The sequence below is a fragment of the Bradyrhizobium sp. SZCCHNRI1029 genome (genome assembly GCF_032487555.1).
Lineage (GTDB): Bacteria > Pseudomonadota > Alphaproteobacteria > Rhizobiales > Xanthobacteraceae > Bradyrhizobium.
The window spans coordinates 47796-61660 of sequence record NZ_JAUEUK010000005.1; the positions used below are offsets into that span (position 1 = coordinate 47796).

Consider the following 13865-nt stretch of genomic DNA (forward strand, 5'->3'; position numbering starts at 1 on the left):
GGCAAGTGCTCAGCCTCCGATGGACACGAGGGGCGTGGGGGAGATCACTGCCGGCGCGGCCGTGACGAGCTCGCCGAGCAGGCTGTAGCGTTCGAGACTGTCGATCCGCACCGGCAGAACCTGGCCGATGATGTCGTCGGACGCCATGACGTGGGCCGGTTGCAGATACGCGGTCCGTCCGACCAGTTGCCCGGGCTTGCGCGCTGGCCGCTCGAACAACACGTCGACGACCTGGCCGATCGCGGCCTTGTTGAAGGCTGCTTGCTGGCTGTCGATCAAGCTCTGGAGGCGCTCCAATCGCTCGTCCATCTCGGTCGCTGACACCATCTCCGGCATGTCCGCTGCCGGAGTTCCCGGGCGCGGCGAATACTTGAACGAATACGCCGCAGCGTAGCCGATTTGGTCGATCAGGGCGAGGGTGGCGCGAAAATCTTCCTCGGTCTCGCCCGGGAACCCGACGATGAAATCCGAAGAGAATGCAATGTCGTGACGGGCGGCGCGAAAACGGTCGACGACTTTGCGATAGTCAGTCGCCGTGTGTTTGCGGTTCATGGCGTTCAGGATGCGGTCAGATCCCGACTGAACCGGCAGATGCACGAACGGCATCACCGCTTCGAGATCGCGATGCGCCGCGATCAGGCTGTCGTCGACGTCGTTGGGATGGCTGGTCGAGTAGCGGATCCGCGCCACGCCCGGAATCTCGGCGATCCCATGGAGCAGCCGCCCCAGCGTCCAGGGCCGGCCGTCAGGGCCTTCGCCGTGATAGGCGTTGACGTTCTGGCCGATCAGGGTGATCTCGCGAACGCCATTGTCGACGAGCTGCGTCACGTCGTCGACGATGCGTGTCACCGCACGCGACATCTCGCTGCCGCGCGTATACGGCACCACGCAGAAGGTGCAGAACTTGTCGCAGCCTTCCTGCACGGTCACGAAGGCCGAGACGCCGCGGGCGCGGATCGCCTCGCGGCTGGGCTTCGCCAGGAAGCCGAACTTGTCCTGGGCCGGGAATTCGGTCTCGATCGCCCGCTCGCCGCGGCGGGCCTGGGCCAGGAGCTGCGGCAGATGGTGGTAGCTCTGCGGGCCGACCACGACGTCGACGGTGGGGGCGCGGGCGATGATCTCCTCGCCTTCCGCTTGCGCCACGCAGCCGGCCACGGCGATCTGCATCGTCCGGCCGGCCCGCGCGGCGTCCTCCTTCGCGACCCGCAGCCGCCCGAGCTCCGAATAGACCTTCTCGGAGGCCTTTTCGCGGATGTGGCAGGTGTTGAGGATCACGAGATCGGCGTCGCCGGCCTCGGCGGTCTCGACGAAGCCCTCAGGCCCCAGCGTGTCCACCATGCGCTGGGCATCGTAGACATTCATCTGGCAGCCATAGGACTTGATGTGCAGCTTGCGCGGCGGCGTCATGAACCCTTGCATGCAGTCGGAGGCGCGCCCAATTCGGCGCCGCGCTCAGATATAGGCTAGGGGGCCGAAAATCCAGCGATCGCGGGCTTTTTCTCGGCCAGCCGGCTCAGAATCGCCGGCAACTGCCGCATGTCGTCGAAAACCACGGTGGCGCCGGCCGCTCGCAGGTCGTCGGCGTGCCCGGGCCGGCAGTGGCTGCCGCCGTGAAACCCGAGCACTGTCATGCCGGCCGCGACACCGCCCCGGATACCGGCCGTGCTGTCCTCGATCACCACGCAGGCCGCGGGACGCGCCTTCATCTGCGCTGCCGCGAACAGGAACAGATCGGGCGCGGGCTTGCCGTTCTCGACTTGGGAGGATGAGAAGATGTGCGGGGCGAGGCGATCGTAGAGCCGGGTGGCGCCAAGGCTGACGCGCATGCGCTGGTGCGAGCCGGAGGAGGCGACGCACACCGGCACGTCGATGGTGTCGAGCGCCTCCGCGATCCCGTCGATGGCCGCGAGGTCCTGCTCGAAGGCGCGGAACAGGCGATCCTGCAGTTTCGGGTTGAAATCGTCGGGCAGGGAACGACCGAGCTCGGCCTCGACCTCGAGCTTCGCCTGTTTCAGGGAGCGGCCCAGGAACCGCGCGAACACCTGCTCGGTCGTGATCGGATAGCCGCACAGGCTGAGCACGTCGGCGTGCGTCTGACAGGAGATCACCTCGCTGTCGACCAGCACGCCATCGCAATCGAAAATGACGAGATCGAGGTTCGAAGCCGGCGCCGCGTCAGCCATTCGTCTCTTCGTCGAGCGGCACGCAATACAGCTCCAGCCGGTGATCGACCAGCTTGTAGCCGAGCTTGCGGGCGATCTCGGCCTGCAGCTTCTCGATCTCCTCGGAGGTGAACTCGATCACCTTGCCGTCGCGCAGATTGATCAGATGATCATGATGGCTGTCGCGCATCTGCTCGTAGCGGGCGCGACCCTCGCGGAAATCATGGCGTTCGATGATGCCGGCATCCTCGAACAGCTTCACGGTGCGATAGACCGTGGAGATCGAGATCTTGTCGTCGACGGCGACGCAGCGCCGGTACAACTCCTCGACGTCGGGATGGTCGCAGGCTTCCGCGAGCACGCGGGCAATGACCCGGCGCTGCTCGGTCATGCGCATGCCGGTGGCGGCACAGCGGGCCTCGATTCCGGTGGAATTGAGCGCTGGCGTGGTTTTCAAGGAGGTCATCGTGTCTCGCCTCAAGGATGCGCTTTCTGCCACCAAGCGCAGGTTACGACAAGTCCCGGCGCATCAGAAGCGCATTCAACTGTTCCCCGCCGGGCTGAAGGTAATAGCGTTCCCGACGGCCCACGGTCGCAAATCCGGCGCGTTCATAGAGTCGGCGGGCCGGCTGGTTGTTTTCCTCCACTTCGAGAAAGACCGTCCGGACCCCGCGCCCCGCGAGGTGCCCGAGATGCTGCAGCAACAGATCACGAGAAAATCCGCGGCCGCGCTGATTTGGGTCAAGTGCAACTGACAATATTTCCGCTTCGTCCGCGCCGATTCGCGAGACGATGAAGCCGATGAGCTTCCGCCCGAGCCGCAGCCGATGGATCATGGTGTTGCGCTCGGCCAGCATCGCCTCGAACTCGCCTTCGCCCCAGCCGCGGTGAAACGAGGCGGCGTGGATCTGGGCGAGCCTGGCGGCGTCGCGCGGCGCGGCCGCTTCGACCAACGGTTTGGGGCTGCCGAGCCAGCGGAAGAACATGTTCATGACGAGACGGCCGTCTGCGCCGGTTGACGCGCCGCACCGGCGGGCGGCTTGACGTCGGGCGCGCGCAGATAGAACGGCCGCGCCGGCGCGTGCGCCGGGTCGGCGGCCGCGCCGAGCCAGGCGACCCAGCCGATGTCGGGCCCGTCTTGCGAGTCGACCGCAACTGGCGCGGCTGCGTCCTTGGGCCACCGCTCGGCCAGCAGCGCCGCGGCGTTGCCGACGAGGTGCGGGGCGCCGAGCCGCGCGGCCGCCAGGACGTCGTCTGTCGCAGCGACCTGGGGCGCGACCAGTTCCTCGCCGCTGCCGCTCACGACTTGGTAGTAGACATGGTCGTGCCGGGCATCGATCGCCGAGATCACCGGGTTGGCGCGGTCCTCGCTGACGATCGGCGCCGCGTAGGCGGACAGCGTGGTCACGCCGACGACCGGCTTGTGCGCCGCCAAGGCAATGCCGCGCGCGGCGGAGAGGCCGACGCGCAGCCCGGTGAAACTACCAGGACCCGTCGTCACCGCGATGCGGTCGAGCTCGTGGAAGCCGACGCCCGACTGGCGCATCACGCGCGCGATCAGCGGCATCAGCGCCTCGGCGTGGCCGCGCTTCATCGGCAGCGTTTCCTCGGCGCGCATCGCGGCCGAATCAGTGTCCAGAACGGCAGCCGCGCAATGGTCGAGGGCAGTATCGATGGCGAGGATCAACATCCGGTCAGATTCACATTGAAAGGAGCGCCGAATACCTTTTTGGGGCTTTGATAAAGTCGGTTGCCGCTTTCTTACATCCTGATCGGGAAAAACGCATCACGGCGCACGACCGCAAACTACTGAATTGGCGCTCATTCAAGCAAATCTTTCCGGGCTGTTGGATTGATCGTCCGGTTCGACGTTCAGGCCGCCGCGCCATCCCGGTGGCAAAGGCGATGCCGGCGCGATGGGGCCGGGTCGAGGCGATCAATCGCTCGCAAGCCGGTGCTCGGGTTCGGCACCGATGGCATGGGGGTCGCCGCCTCATCCGGACCAGCCTCAAACGCCCAATTCCGCTCGGTCAAGTTCGAGCGCAGTGGGGGGCGACGAACAGGTCCGGCGAAAGTACCGATTGGCGCAAGTCTGGGCGGCGCCGGCGAAGCCGGTCGGCACGCCGAGCGCGGTGACGAGCGAGATACCGTCGAGCATGCGGTGGGGGCGGCCGTGGCCGCCACCCTCGGCAGCGCAGCGTGAGCAGAGGCAAATGCTGATTAGCGCGCAGATCTGTTCGCCAACCCCATTCGCCATTGCCTTCCTACATCGGCCGGACTTCAACCACCTCGGGCACGAAGTGCTTCAGCAGGTTCTGGATGCCGTGCTGCAGGGTCGCGGTCGACGACGGGCAGCCCGAGCAGGCGCCCTTCATGTTGAGATAGACGATGCCGTCCTTGAAGCCGCGGAAAGTGATGTCGCCGCCGTCATTGGCTACGGCCGGGCGGACGCGGCTCTCGATCAGGTCCTTGATCATGCCGACCGTCTCGGTGTCGGCCTCGTCGTAGAACTCGTCGTCCTCGTCGGCGGATTCATCATTGGCGGCGCTGCCGTCGGCGAGCAGCGGCGCGCCCGACATGTAGTGCTCCATGATCGCGCCGAGGATCGCCGGCTTGAGGTGCTGCCACTCACCGTCGCTCTTGGTGACGGTGATGAAATCGGCGCCGTAGAACACGCCGCTGACGCCGTCGACGGCGAACAGGCGCTCGGCCAGCGGGGAGCGCGCGGCGGCGTCGCGGCTGCCGAACTCCATCGTGCCCGCGGGCAGCACGACGCGGCCCGGGATGAACTTCAAGGTGGCGGGATTGGGGGTGGCTTCGGTCTGGATGAACATGGTTTTCTCCGGCAGCGCCGGTTCAAGGCCGGCCTGTGGTGTCCTCATAGCAGATGGCGCGAACGCGCGCACGATCAAGGGGGCATGGCCGGCGTTTCCGATCTAAGCCTATGAAAGGGCGTCGAGATCGGCGTCACCGAGATCGCCCGGCACGATCACCAGCGGGATCGGGAAGGCACCGCTCGTCTTGGTGACATGGGTGACCAGGGGGCCGGGGCCCTCGGGGCCGGAATGGGCGGCGAGCACCAGCAGCGCGATGTCGCTGTCGTGCTCGATCGTCTCCAGGATCTGCGCCGTCGGCTCACCCTCGCGGATCACCCGTTCCGGCGCGGTCACGCCGATCGCCGACAGCAGCGCCGCGGCCTGGTCGAGCTCGGCATGCGCCTGCTCCTGCGCCTCGGCCCGCATCAGATCGGCGACCCCCAGCCATTGCTGGTTCTGGTCCTCCGTCTCGATCACGTGCAGCATGACGATACGGCCGCCGGAACGGACCGCCCAGCGGCCGGCATAGCGGACCGCGCGGTCCCACTCCTCGCTGTCGTCGACCACGACCAGGCATTTCGGCGCATGGCCGGTCTGGTAGCTCTGCCGCTGCGCCGCCATCGCGTTCCCGCCTGCTGCTGCGAGTCGATCCGACCGCGATGCTGCCACAGCCCATCTCCGTTGGGGAGAGGGCTGCGGGTTCCATCGCGCCCGCAACGACAGCGGTGGTGCGGCTCCTAGTAGCGAGGATGCCGCTTCGCTCATCCGGGCTACGGCCGCAAGGCCGACTCCGGAGCGCGCGCCGTGCTGCTCAGGGCTTGCGGATGAAGCCGACGATGTCCTTGGCCGTCTTCATGGTCTCCGCGGCGATGGCCTGGGCGCGGTCGGCGCCGTCGACCAGCACGGACTCGACGTAGCCGGGATCGGCGGTCAGGCGCTTCATCTCCCCGGCGATCGGCCCGAGCTTGGTGACGCACAGCTCGACCAGCGCGTTCTTGAAACTGGAGAACTGGCCGCCGCCGAAATCCCTGAGCACATCGGCCTTGCTGCGGTCCGACAGCGCCGCGTAGATGCCGACGAGGTTGTCGGCCTCGGGACGCGCGTCCAGCCCCTTTTCCTCGGTCGGCAGCGGCTCCGGATCGGTCTTGGCCTTGCGGACCTTCTGCGCGATCGTATCGGCATCGTCGGTCAGGTTGATGCGCGAATAGTCCGAGGCATCGGACTTCGACATCTTCTTGGTGCCGTCGCGCAGCGACATCACGCGCGTCGCGGGACCGGTGATGAAGGGTTCCGGAAGCGGGAAGAACAGGCCGTCGCCGAAGCCGTGGCTGCGGATCGAGTCGCCGTAGTCATTGTTGAACTTCTGCGCGATGTCGCGCGAGAGCTCGAGATGCTGCTTCTGGTCCTCGCCGACCGGAACATGGGTGGCGCGGTACAGCAGGATGTCGGCGGCCATCAGCACCGGATAGTCGTACAGACCGACCGATGCGTTCTCACGGTCCTTGCCGGCCTTCTCCTTGAACTGCGTCATGCGGTTCAGCCAGCCGATGCGCGCGACGCAGTTGAAGATCCAGGCGAGCTCGGCGTGCCCTGAGACCTGGCTCTGGTTGAACACGATGTGCTTCTTCGGATCGATGCCGGCGGCGATGAAGGCGGCGGTGACCTCGCGGGTGTTGCGCGCGAGTTCGGCGGGGCCGCCCCAGACATCGATCGGCATGGTGATCGCGTGCATGTCGACGACGCAATAGATGCAGTTGTGGGTCTGCTGCATCTTCACGAAGTTGACGATCGCGCCGAGATAGTTGCCGAGATGCAGGTTGCCGGTCGGCTGGACGCCCGAGAAAACCCGTTCCACGAAGGCCATGGTCACTGTTCCGGATGAATGGATTTGGGGTCGTTTGGCACGTGCGCCTCAAAGGTGCAAGTCGCCGGCGGGCTTTTGCCGGATCGCCCGGACGGTTTCGCGCCAGCTTACGGCGCCCAGGGACAACAGAAGCACGCCGTAGAGGATGATGGCGCCGCTGATCAGGGCGGCGAGCAGGGCGGCCGCGCCGAGATGGCTGCTGCTCCACGTGCCGGCGAAGCGTCCGGCGACGGTCCAGAGGACCGCGCCCATGACCATCGCAGCCAACGTGATGCGCGGCAGCCGGCGCCGCGAGGCAGGGGGAAGCGCGAAACCGAAGCGCGTGGCGCCACGCCGGATCAGGACCGCCGCATTGGCCCAGGCACCGAGCGCGAGCCCTGCCGCGATGCCACTTGCCGCAAACAATTGTGCGAGCAGGAACGCCAGCGCGATCGCGACACCGCATCCGATCAACGTCGCGCGCAGCGGCGTCCGCGTGTCCTCGCGCGCGAAGAAGGCGGGCTGCAGCGCCTTGGTCAGCACCTGCGCCGGCAACGCTGCCGCGAGCCAGGTCAGCACCTGCGCCGTCGCGGCGGCATCGTCCGAACTGAATGCGCCATGTTCGAACAGCAAACGAATGATCGGCTCGTTCAGGATCATGAGTCCGAGCGTCGCAGGCAGCGCGAGCCCGATCGTCAGCTCGAGGCCGCGCGATTGCACCTCCGCCAGAGCCTCCTCGTTGCCCTCGTGCAGCGCGCGCGTCAGCTCCGGCACCAGCACCGTGCCCATGGCAACGCCGACGAGCCCGAGCGGCAGCTCGATCAGGCGGTTGGCGAAATACAGCCACGACACCGCGGAAGGCGAGGTGGAGGCGATGACCGCGCCGCCGACCGCGAGCAATTGCGGGCCGGCGCTGGCGACCATGCCGGGCAGCGCCTTGGCGAAGAAGCCGCGCATTTCGCCATGGAAGGTGACGCGCACCGGCGAGGCGAGGGGGCCGTCGCGGCCTCGCCGCGCGAGCATCGCGAGCTGCAGCAGCCCGGCGACACCGATCGTGGCGGCGAGCAGCAGCGCGGCGCTTCCAGGGTCCGGATGTTGCATCAGCAGCACGATGGTCACGCTGATCAATGCCACGTTGAACAGCAGCGGGGCGAAGGCCGCGAGCGCAAAGCGTCGTTGCGCGCTGGACAGTGCGAGCAGCACCGTCGAGGGGCCGGCAAAGGCGAGATAGGGCAGCATCAGCCTGGCATCGTTGACGGCCAGGGTGAGCGTCTCTTCACCGGCGAAGCCCGGCGCGAGCACGGTCATCACGAACGGCATCAGCAGCGCCAGCACCAAGGTGGCGGCGAGCAGGCCGGCGCTGACGGTGCCGAGCACGCGGCCGGCAAAAGCTGCCGCATGTGTCCTACCAGACTGCTGGTATATTCGCAGCCAGGCCGGCACCAGGGCTGCATTGAGCGCGCCCTCCGTCAGCAATCGCCTGACGACGTTGACGAGCTGAAACGCCGCGAGAAATGCGTCCGCGACCGGACCGGCGCCGAGCAGCGCGGCCATCAGCGCATCCCGGACGAAGCCGAGCAGGCGCGAGGCCAGTGTTCCTGACAACACAGTCACGAATGAGCGGATCATCAGGCTTCTATAGCAGCGCCGCTTGTGATAGGCCGCAGCGTTTGCAAAACGCCGTAAACGGGGCCAGTGGATGACTGACGCGAAATACGATGTTCTCGGGATCGGCAACGCGATCTTCGACGTGCTGGTGCATGCCGATGAAGCCTTTCTCACCCGGCACGGCATGACCAAGGGCAGCATGGCGCTGATCGACGAGGCCCGCGCGGCCGCGATCTATGCCGATATGGGTCCGGCCACCGAGATGTCCGGCGGTTCGGGGGCCAACACCATCGCTGGCCTCGCCAGCCTGGGCGCGCGTGCCGCTTACGTGGGCAAGGTCAAGGACGACCAGATCGGCCGGATGTACCGGCATGATATCCGCGCCGCCGGCGTCACCTTCGATACCGTGCCCGCTGCCGACGGCCCGGCGACCGGCTGCTGTTACATCCTGGTGACGCCGGACGGCGAGCGCACCATGAACACCTATCTCGGCGCCGCGCAAAATCTCACCGCCGCGGACATCGATCCCGCGCAGATTGCGGCGGCGCGCATCATCTATCTCGAAGGTTATCTGTGGGACCCGAAGGACGCCAAGGATGCGTTCGTGAAGGCGGCGGCGATCGCGCATGACGCCGGACGCGAGGTCGCGCTGACCTTGTCGGATTCGTTCTGCGTCGATCGCTATCGCGAGGAGTTTCTCGACCTGATGCGCGGCGGCACCGTCGATCTCGTCTTCGCCAACGAGGCCGAGCTGCATTCGCTGTACCAGACCTCGGATTTCGACGGCGCGCTGAAGCAGCTGCGTGAGGACGCCACGCTCGGCATCGTCACCCGCAGCGAACAAGGCTGCGTCGTGGTGTCGAATGACGGCGTGATCTCGGTGCCGGCGCATCCGATCGAGAGCCTGGTCGATACTACCGGCGCGGGCGATCTGTTCGCCGCCGGCTTCCTGTTCGGGCTGGTGCGCAAGACCGGCTATGAGATGGCCGGCCGCCTCGGCGGCCTCGCCGCCGCCGAAGTGATCCAGCACATTGGTGCAAGGCCGCAGGTGTCGCTGAAGGAATTGGCGGCTCAGAACGGACTGAAGGTGTAGGTCGAAGCTGAGGTCACGCGTTCTTTTTCACCGGAGACACACAACTCTCTCCACCGTCATGGCCGGGCTTGACCCGGCCATCCACGTTTTATCGAGCTGCGGGACCGAAGACGTGGATGCCCGGGCCAAGCCCGGGCATGATGCCAACTAACTCATTCCGAGCTCACTCCGGTCAGTTGGCAATCTGATCACGCCGCCTTCTGTCCGCCCGCGGCATCGAGCCCGGCATAGACCCCGCGCTCGAAGCCTGCAAAGGTCTCCAGGCACAGCCGGTCGGCGAACGGCAGGAGCTGCATCAGGATCACGCCGGTGACGTCGCGCGCAGGATCGATCCAGTAGTAGGTGTTGGCGAGGCCGGCCCAGGCGAGGCTGCCGGCACTGCGGCCCTCCGGGGTCTGCGCCGTCGTGATCATGAAGCTCAAGCCCCATTTCTTGACGATGTCGGGATAGAGATCGACGTCGTTGGTCACGCCGGGCACCGCCGCGGCCATCTTCGTCATCTCGAGCTCGCCGATATGGTTGTCGCGCATCGCCGCGACCGTCTCGGGCTTGAGCACCTGGTTGCCGTTGCCGCGGCCATTGTTGAGGATCATCCGGGTGAAGCGGATGTAGTCGCCGGCCGTGCCGTAGAGCCCGCCGCCGCCCATGTGGAATTCCGGCTCCTGCTCGAGCTCGAACGGGATCGGCGCCAGGCTGCCGTCCTCGCCGCGGGCATGCATGCCGACCAGACGCGCGCGCTGCGACGGGCCGAGCTTGAAGCCGGTATCGTCCATGCCGAGCGGTGCGAACAGATGGTCGCGCAAGTACGCGTCGAGCTTCTGGCCGCTGGCGGCCTCGACCGCCTTGCCGACGAAATCGATGTTGATGCCGTATTCCCAGCGCGTGCCGGGATCGGAGGCGAGCGGCAATTTGAGAGCGTCGTTCTTGCAGGTGATGATGCCGGGCGTTCCGGCCTTCTGCACATAGGTGGCCATATCGCCGTTCCACATGTCGTAGCAGAAGCCGGCGGTGTGGGTCATCAGATGGCGCAGCGTGATCGCGGTCTTCGCCGGCCGCAGGATCGGCTCGCCATTGGCGTCGAAACCGTCGAGCACCTTGGGCGCGGCGAGGTCCGGCAGCACCGTGCCGATCGGCGCATCCAGCGACAACCGGCCCTGCTCGACCAGCTGCATCCCGGCCGCGCAGGTGATGGCCTTGGTCATCGAGGCGATCCAGAACACGCTGTCGGTGGTCATCGGGTCGTCGCGGCCGAGGTCGCGCTTGCCGAAGGCGCCTTCGTAGATGATGCCGTTGCTGTCAGCGGCAAAGGCGACGACGCCGGGAATCTCTCCCGCCTCCGCCTTCTGCCGCAGCACGCCGTCGATGTCGGTCTTGTTCTGCATGGTCTCCTCCGTTCCGTTCTTGATGACGGTAGGCGATTGTTTCTCGGGCCGGCCTGGGCAGCAAGGACCGCCGGTCTCACGGCCGGTCGCGATCTCGTGATGATGCGGCGCGAACGAAGCAGGCGGGGACAACAGCGCCGCGGAGGCCACAGCGCTTCAATTTCTCGCCAGAATCATGATTAGTTCCACTCAGTCGCGAGTCCGACACATGGGGGCCATGTTCCCACCACGGGCTTGCGACTGTTGTGAGTTGCAACCATTTTTGCATTAAAGGGTTGAAGAACCGGCTTTTTCGAGCCGATGGCATGGCTTTGGCGGCAATGTCCGCCGTTGGGGGCGATATGATTTCAACGTGGAGCGAGTGGAAGCGGTATCCCCGCCCGGGGCGCGGCGACAATATCGAGGCGCCGATCACGCCCGGCATCTACGAAGTGCGCATTGCGGCGACCGGAGCGCTGTATGCGTTCGGCGCGGTCGACAATGTGGCGCAGGCCCTGGCGCTGCTGCCCGTGGGGCAGAAATCATGGTTTGGCCGCCGTGATCCCGCCGCCTTGCCGGACCTGGAATACCGCACCTGCGCGACCTCGACCAAGGCCGACGCCAAGGCGGCGGCGGAGCGCATGATCGGCCGGCGCGAGACCTATATGAGCGGCGCGGCCTGATCCCGGGTCGGCTCGTCAGCATTCAGCATTTGGTGCCGTACAGGCACGGATCGCCGGATCGAATGTGCCGTTCAGGAGGCGCACGCGCCGTGCGCCGCCGCCGGGGCGTGGCTATATTCGGAGACGATCGCTCGCTTTCGAGGAGTAGCCCGATGACACCGCCCGCCGCCGCCCGTGCCTCCACTGCCGCCCCGAGCCTGCGTGACCGCCTGAAGGATCCGTCGCTGCTGCGTGAGCAGTGCTACATCGATGGTGCGTGGGTCGGTACGCCGGTGCTTCCGGTCAACAATCCGGCCACCGGCGCCGAGCTCGCCAAGGTCGCGCAGCTCGGTGCGGCGGAGACCACGCAAGCCGTCGAGGCCGCCGCGCGCGCGTTCCCGTCCTGGGCCCGGCTGACCGCCAAGCAGCGCTCCAATACCTTGCGCAAATGGTTCGAGCTGATCACGGCCAACCGCGAGGACCTCGCGCTGATCCTCACCTCCGAGCAGGGCAAGCCGCTGGCGGAGGCGCTCGGCGAGGTCGATATCGGCGCCGCCTATATCGAGTTCTTCGCCGAGGAGGCGCGTCGCGTCTATGGCGAGACCATCCCGACCCAGAAGCCGGATGCGCGCCTGCTGGCGCTGAAGCAGCCGATCGGCGTCTGCGGCGCCATCACGCCATGGAATTTCCCGAACTCGATGATCACCCGCAAGGTGTCGCCTGCGCTCGCCGCCGGCTGCACCGTGGTGCTGAAGCCGGCCAACGAGACGCCGCTGTCGGCGCTGGCGCTCGCCGTGCTGGCCGAACGCGCCGGGATTCCGGCGGGCGCGCTCAACATCGTCACCGGCGACGCGCCGCCGATCGGCAAAGTGCTGTGCGAGCATCCGTCGGTGCGCTTCATAGGCTTCACCGGCTCGACCGAGGTCGGCAAGATTCTCTATCGCCAGTCGGCCGGCACGGTGAAGAAGCTCGGGCTCGAGCTCGGCGGCAACGCGCCGTTCGTGGTGTTCGACGATGCCGATGTCGATGCGGCTGTCGAAGGCGCCATGGTCTCGAAATATCGCAACATGGGCCAGACCTGCGTCTGCGCCAATCGCCTCTATGCGCAGGACGGCATCTACGACGCCTTCGTCGCGAAGCTCGCCGCCAAGGTCGCGGCGATGAAGATCGGCGAGGGCACCGAGGCCGGCGTGACCCAGGGGCCGCTGATCAACGAAGAGGCGGTTGAGAAGGTCGAACGCCACATCGCCGACGCGGTCAAGGGCGGGGCGAAGGTCGTGACCGGCGGCAAGCGCCATGCGCTCGGCCGCACCTTCTTCGAGCCGACCGTCCTTCGGGACGTCAAGGCCGACGCGCTGGTCGCGCAGGAGGAGACGTTCGGCCCGCTCGCCCCCGTCATCCGTTTCAAGGACGAGGCCGACGTCATTGCGATGTGCAACGCCTCGCCGTTCGGTCTCGCGTCCTACTTCTATGCCCGCGATCTCGGCCGGGTCTGGCGCGTCGCGGAGGCGCTGGAATCAGGCATGGTCGGCGTCAACACCGGTCTGATCACCACCGAGGTCGCGCCGTTCGGCGGCGTCAAGGAGAGCGGCTTGGGCCGCGAGGGCTCGCATCACGGCATCGAGGAATACCTCGAGATCAAATACGTGATGATGGCGGGCGTCTGAGCTCTGGACGCCTGGGCTCAGGCCGAGCTCAAGCAGTCTTGGGCAGCTTGTCCACTGGCACAAGATAGGACTTGTTGCCGACCTGGAAGATGACCTTGCCGCTCTTGCCGTCGGTCGTCGAGATCTGCGACTGACCGAACATGATGACGTTGTTGTAGACGATCCCCGTGCCCTGGCGCGTGACGCCGTTGGTCGTGACGCTGACCTGGGCCTCCTTGCCGCTGACGGACAGCACGCGAAAGCTCGCGCTCTGGCCGTTTTCGCCGTTATAGCCGGCCCAGCTGCCGACCAGATTGCTCTCGTCGGCGGGAGGCGCCTGCTTCTCCAGCATCGCGGTGGCCTTGCCGCCGCCGGCCGAAAACAGCAGCACCGCGTTCTTGCCGTTCTTGGTGCCGAGCGTGACCGCGCCGAAGTCGATGGTCGAGCCGTTGACCTGGCCGATGCCGCGTTCGGTGCGGCCGTTATGGGTGTATTCCACCGTGGCGGCGGCGCCTCTGATGTTGACGACCTTGAAGCTCACGGCCTGGCCGTTGGCCGTCCAACTGCCCTTCCACTCGCCCAGCAGGTTGCTCTGGCGATAGACCCGCTCGTTGGCGGGCGAGATCTGGTTGGTGCTTTGGATGGCGACCATGTGTGCTTCCAAGGAGCTCGAC

14 protein-coding genes are annotated in these 13865 nt (G+C 66.5%); 3 read left to right on the forward strand and 11 right to left on the reverse strand.

The window, feature by feature from the left end:
- Positions 1 to 9 precede the first annotated feature (9 nt).
- From miaB to murJ, 9 genes are all read right to left on the reverse strand, one after another.
- Positions 10 to 1407: a tRNA (N6-isopentenyl adenosine(37)-C2)-methylthiotransferase MiaB gene (gene miaB, locus QW861_RS15320; RefSeq protein ID WP_315751787.1), complete on the reverse strand. Its 1398-nt coding sequence runs from the start codon at positions 1405 to 1407 to the stop codon at positions 10 to 12.
- Between the two features lie 56 nt (positions 1408 to 1463).
- Positions 1464 to 2183, reverse strand: coding sequence for an HAD family hydrolase (locus tag QW861_RS15325; RefSeq protein WP_315751788.1), 720 nt, complete (start codon positions 2181 to 2183; stop codon positions 1464 to 1466).
- Entirely contained in the window at positions 2176 to 2628 is a 453-nt protein-coding gene (locus QW861_RS15330) for a Fur family transcriptional regulator (RefSeq protein WP_315716937.1), read from the reverse strand. The genes QW861_RS15325 and QW861_RS15330 overlap by 8 nt, the downstream gene beginning before the upstream one ends.
- Before the next feature lie 43 nt (positions 2629 to 2671).
- On the reverse strand, positions 2672 to 3154 hold the full coding sequence (gene rimI / locus QW861_RS15335) for a ribosomal protein S18-alanine N-acetyltransferase (protein ID WP_315751789.1): 483 nt from the start codon (positions 3152 to 3154) through the stop codon (positions 2672 to 2674).
- Entirely contained in the window at positions 3151 to 3852 is a 702-nt protein-coding gene (gene tsaB, locus QW861_RS15340) for a tRNA (adenosine(37)-N6)-threonylcarbamoyltransferase complex dimerization subunit type 1 TsaB (RefSeq protein WP_315716939.1), read from the reverse strand. Before tsaB ends, rimI begins: the two co-directional genes overlap by 4 nt.
- A gap of 574 nt (positions 3853 to 4426) precedes the next feature.
- Positions 4427 to 4996 carry a NifU family protein gene (locus tag QW861_RS15345; protein ID WP_315716940.1) on the reverse strand — a complete coding sequence of 190 codons (570 nt, stop codon included), beginning with the start codon at positions 4994 to 4996 and terminating at the stop codon, positions 4427 to 4429.
- A gap of 108 nt (positions 4997 to 5104) precedes the next feature.
- Positions 5105 to 5599, reverse strand: coding sequence for a universal stress protein (locus QW861_RS15350; protein WP_315716941.1), 495 nt, complete (start codon positions 5597 to 5599; stop codon positions 5105 to 5107).
- Positions 5600 to 5789: 190 nt separating this feature from the next.
- Positions 5790 to 6842: a tryptophan--tRNA ligase gene (trpS, locus tag QW861_RS15355; RefSeq protein ID WP_315751791.1), complete on the reverse strand. Its 1053-nt coding sequence runs from the start codon at positions 6840 to 6842 to the stop codon at positions 5790 to 5792.
- 48 nt (positions 6843 to 6890) lie between these two features.
- Positions 6891 to 8450: a murein biosynthesis integral membrane protein MurJ gene (gene murJ / locus QW861_RS15360; RefSeq protein ID WP_315716943.1), complete on the reverse strand. Its 1560-nt coding sequence runs from the start codon at positions 8448 to 8450 to the stop codon at positions 6891 to 6893.
- 70 nt (positions 8451 to 8520) lie between these two features.
- On the opposite strand from murJ, the gene QW861_RS15365 reads away from it, so the two are divergent.
- Complete coding sequence (locus QW861_RS15365) at positions 8521 to 9522, forward strand: adenosine kinase (RefSeq protein ID WP_315751792.1); 1002 nt, start codon at positions 8521 to 8523, stop codon at positions 9520 to 9522.
- Between the two features lie 188 nt (positions 9523 to 9710).
- On the opposite strand, the gene QW861_RS15370 is transcribed toward QW861_RS15365, so the two are convergent.
- Positions 9711 to 10904 carry a serine hydrolase domain-containing protein gene (locus tag QW861_RS15370; RefSeq protein WP_315751793.1) on the reverse strand — a complete coding sequence of 398 codons (1194 nt, stop codon included), beginning with the start codon at positions 10902 to 10904 and terminating at the stop codon, positions 9711 to 9713.
- Positions 10905 to 11245: 341 nt separating this feature from the next.
- Between QW861_RS15370 and QW861_RS15375 the strand changes: the two genes are divergently transcribed.
- Together QW861_RS15375 and QW861_RS15380 are read left to right on the forward strand one after the other, a co-directional pair.
- The gene (locus QW861_RS15375) at positions 11246 to 11566 is read left to right on the forward strand and encodes a hypothetical protein (protein ID WP_011942561.1); all 321 of its coding nucleotides are present in this window, start codon (positions 11246 to 11248) and stop codon (positions 11564 to 11566) included.
- Positions 11567 to 11718: 152 nt separating this feature from the next.
- Positions 11719 to 13212, forward strand: coding sequence for an NAD-dependent succinate-semialdehyde dehydrogenase (locus tag QW861_RS15380; RefSeq protein WP_316173108.1), 1494 nt, complete (start codon positions 11719 to 11721; stop codon positions 13210 to 13212).
- A 28-nt stretch (positions 13213 to 13240) separates the two neighbouring features.
- On the opposite strand, the gene QW861_RS15385 is transcribed toward QW861_RS15380, so the two are convergent.
- Positions 13241 to 13843 carry a hypothetical protein gene (locus QW861_RS15385; protein WP_315751795.1) on the reverse strand — a complete coding sequence of 201 codons (603 nt, stop codon included), beginning with the start codon at positions 13841 to 13843 and terminating at the stop codon, positions 13241 to 13243.
- Positions 13844 to 13865 lie beyond the last annotated feature (22 nt).

Coding starts and splice junctions, on each gene's coding strand:
- miaB (WP_315751787.1), bottom strand. CDS start 1,407: ATGACGCCGCCGCGCAAGCTGCACATCAAGTCCTATGGCTGCCAGATG.
- QW861_RS15325 (WP_315751788.1), bottom strand. CDS start 2,183: ATGGCTGACGCGGCGCCGGCTTCGAACCTCGATCTCGTCATTTTCGAT.
- QW861_RS15330 (WP_315716937.1), bottom strand. CDS start 2,628: ATGACCTCCTTGAAAACCACGCCAGCGCTCAATTCCACCGGAATCGAG.
- rimI (WP_315751789.1), bottom strand. CDS start 3,154: ATGAACATGTTCTTCCGCTGGCTCGGCAGCCCCAAACCGTTGGTCGAA.
- tsaB (WP_315716939.1), bottom strand. CDS start 3,852: ATGTTGATCCTCGCCATCGATACTGCCCTCGACCATTGCGCGGCTGCC.
- QW861_RS15345 (WP_315716940.1), bottom strand. CDS start 4,996: ATGTTCATCCAGACCGAAGCCACCCCCAATCCCGCCACCTTGAAGTTC.
- QW861_RS15350 (WP_315716941.1), bottom strand. CDS start 5,599: ATGGCGGCGCAGCGGCAGAGCTACCAGACCGGCCATGCGCCGAAATGC.
- trpS (WP_315751791.1), bottom strand. CDS start 6,842: ATGGCCTTCGTGGAACGGGTTTTCTCGGGCGTCCAGCCGACCGGCAAC.
- murJ (WP_315716943.1), bottom strand. CDS start 8,450: ATGATCCGCTCATTCGTGACTGTGTTGTCAGGAACACTGGCCTCGCGC.
- QW861_RS15365 (WP_315751792.1), top strand. CDS start 8,521: ATGACTGACGCGAAATACGATGTTCTCGGGATCGGCAACGCGATCTTC.
- QW861_RS15370 (WP_315751793.1), bottom strand. CDS start 10,904: ATGCAGAACAAGACCGACATCGACGGCGTGCTGCGGCAGAAGGCGGAG.
- QW861_RS15375 (WP_011942561.1), top strand. CDS start 11,246: ATGATTTCAACGTGGAGCGAGTGGAAGCGGTATCCCCGCCCGGGGCGC.
- QW861_RS15380 (WP_316173108.1), top strand. CDS start 11,719: ATGACACCGCCCGCCGCCGCCCGTGCCTCCACTGCCGCCCCGAGCCTG.
- QW861_RS15385 (WP_315751795.1), bottom strand. CDS start 13,843: ATGGTCGCCATCCAAAGCACCAACCAGATCTCGCCCGCCAACGAGCGG.